The sequence below is a fragment of the Paracidovorax cattleyae genome, assembly GCF_900104515.1.
Lineage (GTDB): Bacteria > Pseudomonadota > Gammaproteobacteria > Burkholderiales > Burkholderiaceae_C > Paracidovorax > Paracidovorax cattleyae.
In genome coordinates this window covers 19,863-33,109 of sequence record NZ_FNJL01000001.1, presented here as the reverse complement: position 1 = coordinate 33,109, position 13,247 = coordinate 19,863, and the positions used below count along the sequence as shown (strand labels likewise).

At 66.8% G+C, this 13,247-nt stretch carries 11 protein-coding genes; 6 read left to right on the top strand and 5 right to left on the bottom strand.

The annotated features are described in order from the left end of the window. Window positions 1–2: 2 nt before the first annotated feature. Window positions 3–2,177, bottom strand: a complete 2,175-nt coding sequence (locus tag BLR05_RS00145; RefSeq protein ID WP_092831700.1) for a TonB-dependent siderophore receptor — start codon at window positions 2,175–2,177, stop codon at window positions 3–5. A gap of 338 nt (window positions 2,178–2,515) precedes the next feature. Beyond that, window positions 2,516–2,992, bottom strand: a complete 477-nt coding sequence (bfr, locus tag BLR05_RS00140; RefSeq protein WP_011794517.1) for a bacterioferritin — start codon at window positions 2,990–2,992, stop codon at window positions 2,516–2,518. A gap of 301 nt (window positions 2,993–3,293) precedes the next feature. Here bfr and ahpC point away from each other — a divergent pair, with 301 nt between their 5' ends. The 6 genes from ahpC (at window position 3,294) to BLR05_RS00115 (ending at window position 9,617) form a co-directional block, all read left to right on the top strand. Beyond that, window positions 3,294–3,869, top strand: a complete 576-nt coding sequence (gene ahpC, locus BLR05_RS00135; protein WP_013593858.1) for an alkyl hydroperoxide reductase subunit C — start codon at window positions 3,294–3,296, stop codon at window positions 3,867–3,869. Window positions 3,870–4,013: 144 nt separating this feature from the next. Further along, a complete protein-coding gene (ahpF, locus tag BLR05_RS00130) occupies window positions 4,014–5,582 on the top strand; it encodes an alkyl hydroperoxide reductase subunit F (RefSeq protein WP_092831699.1) in 1,569 nt (522 codons plus the stop codon). 245 nt (window positions 5,583–5,827) lie between these two features. Then, window positions 5,828–5,998, top strand: coding sequence for a hypothetical protein (locus BLR05_RS26415; protein WP_167361162.1), 171 nt, complete (start codon window positions 5,828–5,830; stop codon window positions 5,996–5,998). A 49-nt stretch (window positions 5,999–6,047) separates the two neighbouring features. Continuing rightward, window positions 6,048–8,249, top strand: a complete 2,202-nt coding sequence (locus tag BLR05_RS00125) for a phosphocholine-specific phospholipase C (RefSeq protein ID WP_092831698.1) — start codon at window positions 6,048–6,050, stop codon at window positions 8,247–8,249. A 122-nt stretch (window positions 8,250–8,371) separates the two neighbouring features. Next, window positions 8,372–9,145, top strand: coding sequence for a DeoR/GlpR family DNA-binding transcription regulator (locus tag BLR05_RS00120; protein ID WP_092831697.1), 774 nt, complete (start codon window positions 8,372–8,374; stop codon window positions 9,143–9,145). A gap of 112 nt (window positions 9,146–9,257) precedes the next feature. Beyond that, window positions 9,258–9,617 (top strand): hypothetical protein, encoded by a 360-nt coding sequence (locus tag BLR05_RS00115; protein ID WP_092831696.1) that lies wholly within the window; start codon window positions 9,258–9,260, stop codon window positions 9,615–9,617. A 526-nt stretch (window positions 9,618–10,143) separates the two neighbouring features. Here the strand turns inward: BLR05_RS00115 and BLR05_RS25620 are convergent. From BLR05_RS25620 to ppsR, 3 genes are all read right to left on the bottom strand, one after another. Further along, window positions 10,144–10,782 carry a DUF6402 family protein gene (locus BLR05_RS25620; RefSeq protein WP_225979338.1) on the bottom strand — a complete coding sequence of 213 codons (639 nt, stop codon included), beginning with the start codon at window positions 10,780–10,782 and terminating at the stop codon, window positions 10,144–10,146. A gap of 345 nt (window positions 10,783–11,127) precedes the next feature. Further along, window positions 11,128–12,054 (bottom strand): restriction endonuclease, encoded by a 927-nt coding sequence (locus tag BLR05_RS00110; RefSeq protein WP_092831695.1) that lies wholly within the window; start codon window positions 12,052–12,054, stop codon window positions 11,128–11,130. A 312-nt stretch (window positions 12,055–12,366) separates the two neighbouring features. Beyond that, the gene (gene ppsR / locus BLR05_RS00100) at window positions 12,367–13,188 is read right to left on the bottom strand and encodes a posphoenolpyruvate synthetase regulatory kinase/phosphorylase PpsR (RefSeq protein ID WP_092831694.1); all 822 of its coding nucleotides are present in this window, start codon (window positions 13,186–13,188) and stop codon (window positions 12,367–12,369) included. Between the last annotated feature and the right edge of the window lie 59 nt (window positions 13,189–13,247).

The window sequence follows — 13,247 nt, the reverse complement described above, 5'->3', positions numbered from 1 at the left end:
GGTCAGAAGGCGTAGTCGAGCGTGACCTGCAGCGCGCGCGGCTCGCCCGGCGTGACCGAGGTGAAGCCCGCGGCATTGCTGGTGCCGTCGAGGTAGTAGCGCTTGTCCGCGGCGTTCTTCAGGTTGGCCTGCAGGCGCATGCCGCCGGCCATCTCGTAGCCCACGGCGAGGTCGGCCACCGTGTAGCCCGGCAGGCGCCGCCGGTTGTCGTTGGCCAGGAACTTGTCGCCCTGGTGCGTGAGGCCGCCGCCCACCCACAGGCCAGGCACGGCGGCGATGCGGTACTGCGTCCAGAGCGATGCGGTGCGCTTGGTCGCCAGCGCCACGCGGTTGCCCACGTTGGCGCCCGTCACCGTGTCGGCCAGCACCTTCGGGTCCATGAAGGTGGCCTGGGCCGAGACCGTCCAGCCCGGCGCGATGCGGCCTTTGGCCTCCAGTTCCAGGCCGCGGATGCGCTGGCGGCCCGTGAGCACCGAATAGCCGGGGTTGGCGGGGTCGCTGGCGGGGCTGTTGGTGAGCTCGAGCTCGAACAGCGAGGCGGTGGTCAGCAGCCGGCGGGACAGCCATTCCTGCTTCACCCCCACCTCGATCTGCTTGCCTTCGGACGGCGGCGCCGCCACGTTCCCCGCGAGCAGGGTGCCCACGTTCGCCTGGAACGAGCGCGCATGGCTCACGTAGAGCATGCTCTCCGGCGTGGCCTCCCAGCTCAGGGCGATGGAGGGCTGGGTCTTGCTCGCGTCCAGTTGCGGCTTGACGTAGCGGTCCTTCAGCCGGTCGTGGCGCAGGCCGGCGGTGAGCGCCCAGGGTCCCCAGGCCATGCGGTCCTGCACGTAGATGCCCGGGTTGCGCGTATCGCTGGCGACCGCCGGCCCACCCGTGGAAGCCACGGGCGGCGCGATGCCGGTCACGGGCTGCGACAGATCGACGGCGGGCAGGGTGCCCGTGCCGCTCGCGCCGTACCGGCTCTCCATCGCGCGCCAGTCCACGCCGGCGAGCACGCGGTGTTCCACCGCGCCGGTGCGCCAGCCGCCGCGCAGCTCGGCCAGCACCGTATCCGAGGTGTAGCTCTGCCCCGGCGCCAGCCAGTAGCCGCGCGCCACCCGGCCGGCGGACACTCCCGACAGCATCGACAGCAGCACGTCGCGTTCCGTCTCGTTGCGCGAGACGTACAGGCGCGCATCCAGCGCATCGGTGAAGCGGTGCGTCAGCTCGCTGGCGTAAAAGCGCATGCGGCCTTTGGTAGTAAGCCACGGCTCGCCGTAGAAGTTGCCCTTGTCCAGCGCGTCGGCGCTGCGCGGGTCGGATGGCACCGGCACCGGCAGGCCGGGGTAGGAGGTGGTCTCCAGGCGGTAGGTCTCGGCCTGTACCCGCCAGCGCGTCTGCGGCGAGATGCGCCATTCCAGCGCCCCGCCCAGGCCGCGCTTTTCCGGCGTGATGCCGTCCACCGCGTTGCCGCCGCGGCTGGCCCCGCCGGTCAGGCGGTAGAGCAGTGTGCCTTCGGAGTCGATCGGCCCGGTCAGGTCGAATTCTCCGGAACGCCAGCCATAGCTGCCGGCGCCCAGGCGCACCGAGCGCAGCGCCTCGGCCTGCGGCTGCTTGCTCACGTACTGGATCAGCCCGCCCGGCGCGACCTGGCCGTACTCCAGCGCAGCGGGCCCCTTGATCACTTCCACCCGGTCGATATTGAACAGCGGCGGATCGATCAGGTGCATGAACTTGGCGCCGTCCCGCAGGTAGTTGTAGGTGTTGTTGGCCCACAGGCCGCGCACCGAGAACTGGGAATAGGAGCCGTAATACTCGCTGCGCGAGGCCACGCCCGAGGCGTTGCGCAGCACCTCGCGCTCGGTGGTGGCGCCCTGCTGCTCCAGCGTTTCGCGCTCCACCACGCTCACGGAGCGCGGCGTCTCGCGCACCGACAGGCCCAGCCGCGAGGCGCTCTGCACGCGGCGCGCGGGCGCTGCAGCCTCGCCGGAACGGTCCGCGCTCACCTGCACTTCGCCGAGCGTCGCGGAACGCTCGCCCTCGGCCTGCGCCTGCGCGCGCGCGGCCAGGGGCACCGCCGTGAGCAGCACGGCACCGCAGTACAGGCCCGCGCGGGCCAGGGCCGTGCCGGAGGGACCGCCCCAGCACGTGGCGCGGCGGGGCAAGGGAGGGACGCAGACAGGGGAGGACAGCATGGCGGCAGACTTCGGGACGACAAAAAAGCTGAGCGCTGGCTGCCGGGGCGGAAAGGCCGGTGTCCGGACTGGCTTGCGATGGGGCGCCGGTCAACGCCTGCGGCGAAGGCCCGGACAGGGTGCGCGGGCGGCGGCTCCCAAGGCGATGGATTCTAATTATTTTTGATACGCATTCTCATTTGTGTTCGTGGAATTCTCCGAATTTCCACCATGGGCATGCAACTTTTCCCGCGGTCTCCGCACCGCTGCGCATCTGCCTGGATGCCGCACGCAAAAAAAATGGGCCCGCAGGCCCATAGCTGTCGGCATCGCCGGCCAATGCGCCGGCGCTGCAGGCGTCAGTCCGCCTCGCCCATCTGCGACTGCAGATAGTTCTGCACGCCCACCTGCTCCACGAGGCCCAGTTGCGTCTCCAGGAAGTCGATGTGCTCCTCGGTGTCCTCGAGGATTTCCTGCAGCAGGTCGCGCGAGACGTAGTCGCGCACCGCCTCGCAGTGGGCGATGCCCTCCTTGATGGTGGCCTGCGCGCCGCGCTCGGAGCGCAGGTCGCATTCGAGGATCTCCGGCACATCCTCGCCGACCTGCAGCTTGCCCAGGTCCTGCAGGTTGGGCAGGCCGTCCAGCATGAAGATGCGGTCCATGATGCGGTCGGCGTGCTTCATCTCGCCGATGGACTCTTCGTACTCCTTCTTCGCCAGGCGGTCGAAGCCCCAGTGCTTGAGCATCCGGTAATGCAGGAAGTATTGGTTGATGGCCGTCAGCTCGTTCTTGAGCTGGGCCTGCAGATGGGAAATGACCTGGGCGTCGCCTTGCATGGGGCTCTCCTCGTAATAATGGAATGGTGCGGTGTCGGCGCGATTGTCGTGATGCCCGCCCGCCACGGCAAGGCGAAGCCCCCACGCGCCCGGTCTGCCTGCGTGTGACATTGAGTTGTGTTCTCATTGGAGCGCCCCGCGGGCGGGGCCCGTGGGCATGGCGATGGCCCCGCAGCAGCCAGGGTCGGCAGTCAATAGCTCGATCCAATCGATCGGATGGAATCAATTAATTGGATTGATTGGTTGAGCGCCCCTAAACTTCGTCTTGTCATTCAGCAACCCACCAACCGAGGAAACAGCAATGTCCCTGATCAATACCCAAGTCCAGCCTTTCAAGACCGAAGCGTTCGTGAACCGCAATGGCAAGGGTGAGTTCATTACCGTGACTGAAGAGAACCTGAAGGGCAAGTGGTCCGTCCTGATCTTCATGCCGGCCGCCTTCACGTTCAACTGCCCCACCGAGATCGAGGACGCCGCCGACAACTACGCCGAGTTCCAGAAGGCCGGTGCCGAGGTGTACATCGTGACCACCGACACGCACTTCTCGCACAAGGTGTGGCACGAAACCTCCGACGCCGTCGGCAAGGCCAAGTTCCCCCTGGTCGGCGACCCGACGCACCAGCTGACCAACGCCTTCGGCGTGCACATCCCCGAAGAAGGCCTGGCACTGCGCGGCACTTTCGTGATCAATCCCGACGGCATCATCAAGACGATGGAGATCCATTCCAACGAGATCGCCCGCGACGTGTCGGAAACCCTGCGCAAGCTCAAGGCCGCCCAGTTCACCGCCGCCAACCCCGGCCAGGTGTGCCCCGCCAAGTGGAAGGAAGGCGCCAAGACCCTAACGCCTTCGCTGGACCTGGTCGGCAAGATCTAACCGCCCGCGCGATCCGGAAGCGCCCCGCGCGCTTTCCCTGCCGGACCCCCGCATGGCGCTCGCGCGCCGTGCCGTCCGGCTTTTTTTCGCCCGTTTTCCGGCTCCCGGGCTCCCCGCATAACTCGAAACATCCGAAGGACACCCATGCTCGACGACCAACTCAAATCCCAACTTTCCGCCTATCTGGAGCGCGTGACGCAGTCGTTCGAGATCGTGGCGTCGCTCGACGGCAGCGAGACCTCCGTGCAGATGCGCGACCTGCTGGAAACCATCCAGTCCCTGCGCAGCGACAGGATCAGCCTGCGCACCGACGGCAGCGATGCCCGCAAGCCGTCCTTCACGCTGCAGCGTGCCGGCACGCAGACGAGCCTGCGCTTCGCCGGCCTGCCGCTGGGCCATGAATTCACCTCGCTCGTGCTGGCACTGCTGTGGACCGGCGGCCATCCGCCGAAGGTGGAGCAGAACGTGATCGAGCAGGTCCAGGCGCTCGACGGCGACTTCGATTTCGAGGTCTACATGAGCCTGACCTGCCACAACTGCCCGGACGTGGTGCAGGCCCTGTCGCTGATGGCCGTCCTCAACCCCAGCATCCGTACCACCGTGATCGAGGGCGGCGCCTTCCAGCAGGAAGTGACCGACCGCGAGATCATGGCCGTGCCCATGGTCTTCCTCAACGGCCAGGTGTTCGGCTCCGGCCGCATGACCATCGAGGAGATCGTCGGCAAGCTCGACACCGGCGCCGCGAAGCGCGAAGCCGCCAGGCTGTCCGCCAAGGAGGCGTTCGACGTGCTGATCGTCGGCGGCGGCCCGGCAGGTGCCGCGGCGGCCGTCTATGCCGCCCGCAAGGGCATCCGCACCGGCATCGCGGCCGAGCGCTTCGGCGGCCAGGTGAACGACACGCTGGACATCGAGAACTACATCTCGGTCAGCAAGACCGATGGCCCGAAGTTCGCCGCCGCGCTGGAGCAGCATGTGCGCGACTACGAGGTGGACCTGATGAACCTGCAGCGCGCCCGTGCGCTCCGGCCCGCTGCCTCCGAAGGCGGCCTGATCGAGATCGAACTGGAGAACGGCGGCACGCTCTCGTCCCGCACCGTGATCATTTCCACCGGCGCGCGCTGGCGCAACATGAACGTGCCGGGCGAGGAACAGTACCGCACCAGGGGCGTGACCTACTGCCCGCACTGCGACGGCCCGCTCTTCAAGGGCAAGCGCGTGGCGGTGATCGGCGGCGGCAACTCCGGCGTGGAGGCTGCGATCGACCTGGCCGGCGTGGTGGCCCACGTCACCGTGCTGGAGTTCGCGGGCGAGCTGAAGGCCGACGCCGTGCTGCAGCGCAAGCTGCGCAGCCTGCCGAACGTGGACGTGATCCTCAACGCGCAGACCACCGAAGTGAAGGGCGACGGCAACCGCGTGACCGGCCTGAGCTACAAGGACCGCACGAACGACGAGCACCATGTGCTGGCCCTGGAAGGCATCTTCGTGCAGATCGGCCTGCTGCCCAACACCGACTGGCTCAAGGGCACGGTGGACCTGTCGCGCTTCGGCGAGATCGTGGTGGACTCCCACGGCCGCACCAGCGTGCCCGGCGTGTTCGCGGCCGGCGACTGCACCACGGTGCCCTACAAGCAGATCATCATCGCAGCCGGAGAGGGTGCGAAGGCGGCGCTGGGCGCGTTCGACCACCTGATCCGCACGACGGCCCCGGCCTGACGCGGCGATTCACCCCCACGGCAAAAGGGAGCGGCATGGCCGCTCCCTTTTTCATTGGGGCCGCACGGCTCGCAGTGCGGGGTTGCAGTTGGCAACGACGATGACGGCGCACGTCATGGGGCTGACACGCACGGGACGGATCATCGCGTTGCAGATTTGTGCATTTGTGTGCTTTTTTTGCAAATCATGGTCCGGCGCGCACCACATTCGCCGGGCAGGTTTCCACGATCTCCACGAGGCCCCCGATGACGACCTTCGATGCCCACCCCTCGCGCGCCCGGTGGGCGCGGCGCCTGCTCTCCCTCCTGGCCGCCCCGGCCATCGCCCTGGCCCTGGCCGGCTGCGGCGGAGGGGACGGTAGCGGCAGCGGCCACCCGCTCGGCGCCGAAAAGCCCGCCATGCGCTGCGCGCCCTGAGCGGGCCGCGCTCCCCGTCCGTCCCGTCCTCCCCCTTCCCGCGCCCACCATGACCCTCGATCCTTCCAAACGCAAGTTTCTGCAGGCCGCCGCCGGCACCACGGCCGGTGCCGCCGCGCTGGGCCTGTTCCCGCCCAGCATCCGGCGCGCCCTGGCCATTCCCGCCCACCAGCGCACCGGCACGATCATGGACGTCGAGCACGTCGTCATCGTCATGCAGGAAAACCGCTCGTTCGACCATTACTTCGGCACGCTGGCCGGCGTGCGCGGCTTCGGCGACCGCTTCACCATTCCCCTGCCGGGCGGGCGCAGCGTCTGGCAGCAGTCCGACCAGAACGGCCAGCCCGTGCTGCCCTACCACCTGGACCAGGCCACCGGCAACGCCCAGCGCGTGCGCGGCACGCCCCACAGCTGGGTCGATGCGCGCAATGCCTGGGACCGCGGCCGCATGGCCGAATGGCCGCGCTACAAGCAGCCCCAGTCCATGGGCTACTACATGCAGACCGAGGCCTCGTTCCAGTTCGCGCTGGCCAATGCCTTCACCGTGTGCGATGCATATTTCTGCTCGCTGCACGGCGGCACCAATTCCAACCGCCTCTTCCACTGGACCGGCACGAACGGCCCCACGGGGCCGGCTGGCCAGGCGGTGGTGAACAACGTGTGGGACGAGCTGGATTCGGACACCGACATCCGCACGGGCGGCTACGACTGGACCACCTATCCCGAGCGCCTGCAGCAGGCCGGCGTGTCGTGGATGGTGTACCAGAACATGCCCGACAACTTCACCGACAACCCGCTCATCGGCTTCAGGCAGTACCGCCAGGCCAACCTGGCCTCGGGCAAGCCGGTGTACAGCGACCGCGACGTGAATCCGGCCTACGACCCCGCCAGCGACCATGCCGGCAACCCGCTCTACAAGGGCATCGCCAACACCATGCCCGACGGCGGCTTCCTCGGCACCTTCCGCCAGGCCGTGCAGACCGGCACGCTGCCGCAGGTGTCGTGGATCATCCCGCCCGCCACCTACTCCGAGCACCCCGGCCCCTCCAGCCCCGTGCAGGGCGGCTGGTATGTGCAGGAAGTGCTGGACGCGCTCACCGCCAACCCGGACGTGTGGAGCAAGACGGCGCTGCTCATCAACTTCGACGAGAACGACGGCTATTTCGACCACCTGCCGCCGCCATGCGCGCCGTCGCTGGACGGGCAGGGCGGCACGCTCGGCAAGTCCACGCTGGCCGCGGGCGACATGGCCTATGAGTACTACACCCACACCCCCTATGCCGGCACCAACATGCCGCCACCCGACGGCGATTGCTACGGCCCGGGGCCGCGCGTGCCCATGTGGGTGATCTCCCCCTGGAGCCGCGGCGGCTGGGTAAACTCGCAGAACTTCGACCACACCTCGGTGCTGCGCTTCCTCGAAGCCCGCTTCGGCGTGAAGGAGCCGCAGATCAGCCCCTACCGCCGCGCCGTCTTCGGCGACCTCACCAGCGCCTTCAACTTCGCCACGCCCAACGACGCGCCCCTGGCCACGCTGTCCGGCCGGCGCAGCAAGGTCGATGCCGATGCGCTGCGCGCCGCCCAGGGGGCCCTGCCGCAGATCGCCGTGCCCTCGCCGCAGGCCCTGCCGCGGCAGGACACCGGCACGCGGCCTTCCCGCGCCTTGCCCTATGAGCTGCACACGAGCGCGCGCACCGACGCGGCCGGCGGCACGGTGCAGCTGCTGTTCTCCAACACCGGCACCGCGGCGGCCGTGTTCCACGTCTATGACCGCCTGCACCTGGACCGCGCCCCGCGCCGCTACGCGGTCGAGGCCGGCAAGCAGCTCGACGACCGCTGGAGCACGGGCGCCGACGGCGGCGCCTACGACCTCTGGGTGCTGGGCCCCAACGGTTTCCACCGCGGCTTCGCCGGCAACCTGACCGCGCTGCGCGGGGCCGTGCCCAACCCGGAGGTGCGCGTGTGCTATGACATCGCCAACGGCAATGCCTATCTCACGCTCATGAACCAGGGCACCGCCAGTGCGACGCTGCAGGTGAAGGCCAATGCCTACCGCGGCGACGGGCCCTGGACCGCCACGGTGGCGCCCGGCCAGTCGCAGGACCTGCAGTGGGACCTCTCGGGCAGCGGGCACTGGTACGACTTCACGCTCACCTGCGACGCGCTGCCGGGCTTTTCCCGGCGCTTCGCCGGGCGCGTCGAGACCGGCCGCGACGGGCTGAGCGACCCGGCCATGGGCCTGGCCGGCTGATTTTGCGCGGCCGGGTGCCGGCCGTGGCACCATCGATCCACTCATTCATCCATCCATCCGTCCCCGGCGCTCCGGTACCTCCGGACGCCGGGGCGGTCGTTCTTCCGCATTCCCCCTACGCCATGCTGCAAGAGGAGCGCCTGCTGCGCATCGAATCCCTGCTGGCCACCGTCGTGCGCGTGAGCACCGAACGGATCGCCCAGGAACTGGACATCTCCCGCGAGACCGCGCGCCGCGACATCCTCGCGCTGGAGGCGCGCGGCACGCTGCGCCGCGTGCACGGCGGTGCGGTGGCGCTGCGTCCGGTGGCGCCCGAGGCCCCCTATGCCGAGCGCCAGCGGCTGCGCGCGCGCGAGAAGCGCGCCATCGCCAAGGCCGCGCTGCGGCTGGTGCAGCCGGGGCAGACGCTGTTCATGGACGCGGGCAGCACCATGGCCTGCTTCGCCGACGAGCTGCGCTCCATGGCGGGCCTCACCGTCGTGACCAACTCCATCGCCGTCGCGCTGGCCCTGGCGCTTGCGGGAGAGCGCGCCGGCCACCGCGTGGTGCTGCTGGGCGGCACGCCCCGCGCCGACATGCAGGCCACCTTCGGCGACGCCACGGTGAACGAGATCCACCGCCACCGCGCCGACGTCGCGCTGCTCTCGCCCGTGGGGCTGGACGCGCAGCAGGGCGCCACCAGCTACGAACACCACGAGGCCGCCGTGGCGCAGGCCATGGTCCGGCAGGCCGGCCAGGTCGTGCTGCTGGCCGACCACGGCAAGATCGGCGCAGCCAGCCGCATGGCCTACTGCGCCGCGCAGGACGTGGACGTGCTGGTCACCGACCGCCACGCCGGCACGCAGGCCGCGCTGGCGCCGCTGCGCCGGGCCGTGGGGCGCCTCGTGCTGGCCTGACACCTGCCCATCCGCATCGCGTCCTTGCCGGCACCAGGGTTTGTGCTTCATTCTTTGAGATTGAGAACCATTCTCATAAAATGCCGGCAAGCAAGCCAGGAGGTTTTTTTCCATGTCCGATGCGTCCCGTCCGTCCCTCAACCCGTTGCTCCATCCTTCCGAGGCCGAGCCGGGCCTGCCGTGTGCCGAAGCCCTGCTGGCCGGCACCCTCGCGCTCATGACCGGCTACGCGCACAGCGACCGCGCGGGCGACCGGGACGCCATGGGCCGCAAGATCGCCGCCCACCTGGAGAGCCTCGCGCGCATGGACGGGCTGTCCCCGCACTTCCGCACCATGGCGGGCAACCTGAACAACCGCTGGTCGCGGCGGCTGGGTATCGCCGGCGGGGAGGGCACGCCGCCGCCGGCCGGCCCGGGCGCCGCGGAGCTGCAGCGGCGGCTGTGGCATACGGCGCCGGCGTCACTGCAGTGAGCCTTGTTGCAAGCGCTATGGCCGCCTGCAATTTTGTTGGATCGATGTCCGTTGAGCAGGGAGAATTAGCGTATGCGTGAGTCGGAACATCGCGGCCTTAGCCTGCGAAGATAGCCGGGCCGCCATAGACGGCTTACTTTCCGGGGGAGCCTGTCGGTGCAGCCACATTGCTGGGCAAAGGCCATTCAGCAATCAACGGAATGTCCACGCTTGTGGGCGACCAGCGAATCTGTTCGACCAATTGCACGGCTTCGATGTCCTGCTCTTGCAGCACCTTTCCTTCCCATGTCTGAAGCCGTACGAAACCCGGTGCGTCCCCTGCAGAGCCCGGAAACATGGGCAAGGGCATGCTTGTGCGAAATACCTCTATTTGAAAGCGTTGATCGGGGCTGACGAAGGTCTGGTAAATACTTGAGCAGCACAGCTTGCGTCCGCTGGGTGTGAGCCCCAGCCATGCGCAAACTCCTAATATTATGAAAACCAGTAACGCTATGAGTCGATGGCGAGTTGAATTGTGGATGTGCATTTAGTCAGCGTTTGATGTGAATGTATTATTCGTGTTTTGCTTTAAAGTGCGCATGTCAGAATAAACGATATAATCTCCGCCTCTGCCGTTGGATGAGCGCCAATTTCTGAAATCTGAATTATGAACATTGAAGCCACCATTCATGCTGGTGCGGCCTACGCTATTGGTTTCAAAATTCCGGTTGCCGAGATCTTGATCTCCTCCAGGAGGATCGTTGAAATCATAAGAGTCTCTTGCGTATATTCCTACTTCCTCGATTGTCACCATATATTTTCCGGTGGGAATTTTAATTGGCGGTCCTGATTTCACTTCTTTTTCTGCCAGCTCGGCTTCTACTGCGCCTCCCACCACCAGGCGGAATGTAAAATTCCCCAATGATGCCCGAAGATCATCCATAGGGCCTATCAACATATCCATGTTGCCACCGACGACGCGGAATTGGATGGATTCATCGTCCATTGCTTGCGGCATCCTGGGTAAGAGAAAACGTTGACTTCCGTTGCCCAGTGCATTTTTTCTTACGAGCAATTTGACGATTTCTCGACGCGCTGCTTCATTCAGCCATATGCGCTCTGCGATCAGAGTGTCGTAGACTTGGCGAGCACGAGAAAAGCTGAGCACCCAATCCATGGTAACTATATCTGTCGATGGTAATCCTCTGGCGGGTACATTGTTTGCTGCGCCTGCAAATCATTTCTCCATCAGCTTTGCTCCACGCTGCCAATTGTTTGCAAGCATTACGCTGGGTATTTTTGCGATGTCCAGCGTAGGTGTGGGCTTCGGCGATTGAGTTTTGGGGTTTTGCATCTCTATTGCGGAAAATGAAAATGGTTTCCGATTTGAGCATGCTTTCAGGCTTCAGATAGTGATTTTGCGCGGGTGAAGAAATAAAGTAGATTTTGTGGTTGAATAAATTCTCGTTATCTTTGGACCATAATCGCAGTGCGGATTCGGGCAAGGTTCATGTTCGAGTAATTGCTTGGGCTATAGAGGCCGCGTACCCCGGCAGCGCGGATAGCCCGAGCATCCCCAGAACCCATGCCCCGCCGATGCCCCGCGCCGGGCGACCCGGCGCACCATCGGCTGCGCGCAGACAGGACAACTGGGCGGCGCCTCGGTCCCGGAGGCTGGATCGGGTGTGGGATCGGGCGTGGGGCCGTTGCCTGCCGGCTGCTCCGCGGGCTGGGCCTGCGTATTGGCCTGCGCATGGGCCTGCGCCCGTGCCAGGGGCTCTGGCGCGGACCGCCCCTGACGTATCAGTCGCAGCAGCGCGGGCCCGTCGATCAGATGGATATTGCGTCCGCTGGCGAATGCCGTGGCTTCCTGCGTGAAGCTGCCCGAGGTCACGACGAAGCCGCCCGCGGCGCCGCGGGCGGCCATCACGCCGTACAGCTCGCGCACCACGGTGACGCCGACCTTGAACGCCTTCCATTGCTTGCACTGCACGAGGAATTTCTCGCCGGCCTTGCCGAGCACGAGATCGACACCCCCGTCCGCGCCGCCGCCACCCGTCTCTGCCACCAGGTACCCCTGCCGCCGGAAGCCTTCGCCCACGAGCCGTTCGAATTCCTGCCAGTCCATGCCGTGCAGCGCGTCGGCTGCCGTGCTGCGGCATGCCGTGTCGATCAGCCGGCGCCGCTCGCGCCGGCGCACGGCGGATGCCAGGGCGCCCATGGCGCAAATGAGCGGCACGATGAACTGCCCGGCGTAGGCCAACCCTCGCCAGATACCGTGGGTGGCCATGTGCGCGATGTCCTGCGGCGCGCTCGCCACCGGCAACGGGGCGTTGGCCAGGCGATTGAGCACCACGTAGCCCGCGATGGCGAGCAGCACGCCCACCCACCAGGGCAGCCATGCCACCAGTTCCATCAGGTCGTCGAGGACGGATGTCTTCCCTCTTCTTCTTGCCATGGCGGCTTCCTCCCTTATTCTCTCTTTTGCGGAGATTCTGCAATATTTCCGTCGGGCGCCAGCCCGGCCGCGTGTGCCGCCCGCTGGCGCCTCGCGGCGTCTCTTTTCCCTTCCACCTGGCTCCTGGCGGAGTACGCCGCGGAAGGCGCCAGCTTCTTCACCAATGGACGCTGTGACCTGTATCACGACGGAGGAGGCCTCTCCGGCGCCTTCTCGCCGCTCACCTCAGCGACGTTCAGCGCGGCGGTCCTGGTGGTGTGCCCCGCCTCGGCCACCTGCCTGCTGGTGGAGGACGAGGACTGACGGCGGGGATCAGTACACCAGCCGCTCCGGCCGCACCTCCTGCAGGATCGTCGTCGCGATCTCCTCGATGCTCTTCGTGGTGGTCGAGAGCCACCGGATGCCCGAGCGCCGCATCATCGCCTCGGCCTCGGCCACCTCGTGGCGGCAGTTGGCCAGGTCGGCGTATTTCGAGCCCGGCCGGCGCTCGTTGCGGATCTGCGAGAGCCGCTCGGGCAGGATGGTCAGGCCGAAGATCTTCTTGCGGTACGGCTCCAGCGCGGGCGGCAACTGCCTGCGCTCGAAGTCCTCGGGAATGAGCGGATAGTTGGCCACCTTCAGGCCGCACTGCATGGCCAGGTAGAGGCTGGTCGGGGTCTTGCCGCTGCGCGAGACGCCCACCAGGATCACGTCGGCGCCGTTCAGGTCGCGGTGGCTCTGGCCGTCGTCGTGGTCCAGGCTGAAGTTGATGGCCTCGATGCGGTCGGTGTATTCCTTGCTCAGGCTCACGTCTGCGAAGCGGCCCACGCGGTGCAGCGACTTGATGCCCAGCTCGCCCTCCAGCGGGCGGATGAAGGTGCCGAACATGTCCAGCAGCATGCCCTGGCAGTTCTCCTGGATGATGCGCAGCACGCTCATGTTGACCAGGGTGGTGAAGACGATGGGCTTCTTGCCCTCCAGCTCGGCCGTGTGGTTGATGCGCCGCACGGCCTGATGGGCCTTGTCCTCGGTGTCGACGAAGGGCAGGCGCACGTGGCGCGGCTTGATGTCGAACTGCGCCAGGATGGCGTTGCCGAAGGTCTCGGCGGTGATGCCGGTGCCGTCGGAGATGAAGAATACGGTGCGCGTGTGCATGGATGGGTCGGGGCCTTCCGCGGTAATCGTTCGCTGGGTTGCTGCTTGCTGGACCGGGG

Bases quoted from the DNA above. Each gene is read 5' to 3' on its own strand.
- BLR05_RS00110 (WP_092831695.1), bottom strand. From the start codon at position 12,054: ATGGCAAGAAGAAGAGGGAAGACATCCGTCCTCGACGACCTGATGGAA.
- ahpC (WP_013593858.1), top strand. From the start codon at position 3,294: ATGTCCCTGATCAATACCCAAGTCCAGCCTTTCAAGACCGAAGCGTTC.
- bfr (WP_011794517.1), bottom strand. From the start codon at position 2,992: ATGCAAGGCGACGCCCAGGTCATTTCCCATCTGCAGGCCCAGCTCAAG.
- ppsR (WP_092831694.1), bottom strand. From the start codon at position 13,188: ATGCACACGCGCACCGTATTCTTCATCTCCGACGGCACCGGCATCACC.
- BLR05_RS00120 (WP_092831697.1), top strand. From the start codon at position 8,372: ATGCTGCAAGAGGAGCGCCTGCTGCGCATCGAATCCCTGCTGGCCACC.
- BLR05_RS00115 (WP_092831696.1), top strand. From the start codon at position 9,258: ATGTCCGATGCGTCCCGTCCGTCCCTCAACCCGTTGCTCCATCCTTCC.
- BLR05_RS00125 (WP_092831698.1), top strand. From the start codon at position 6,048: ATGACCCTCGATCCTTCCAAACGCAAGTTTCTGCAGGCCGCCGCCGGC.
- BLR05_RS26415 (WP_167361162.1), top strand. From the start codon at position 5,828: ATGACGACCTTCGATGCCCACCCCTCGCGCGCCCGGTGGGCGCGGCGC.
- ahpF (WP_092831699.1), top strand. From the start codon at position 4,014: ATGCTCGACGACCAACTCAAATCCCAACTTTCCGCCTATCTGGAGCGC.
- BLR05_RS00145 (WP_092831700.1), bottom strand. From the start codon at position 2,177: ATGCTGTCCTCCCCTGTCTGCGTCCCTCCCTTGCCCCGCCGCGCCACG.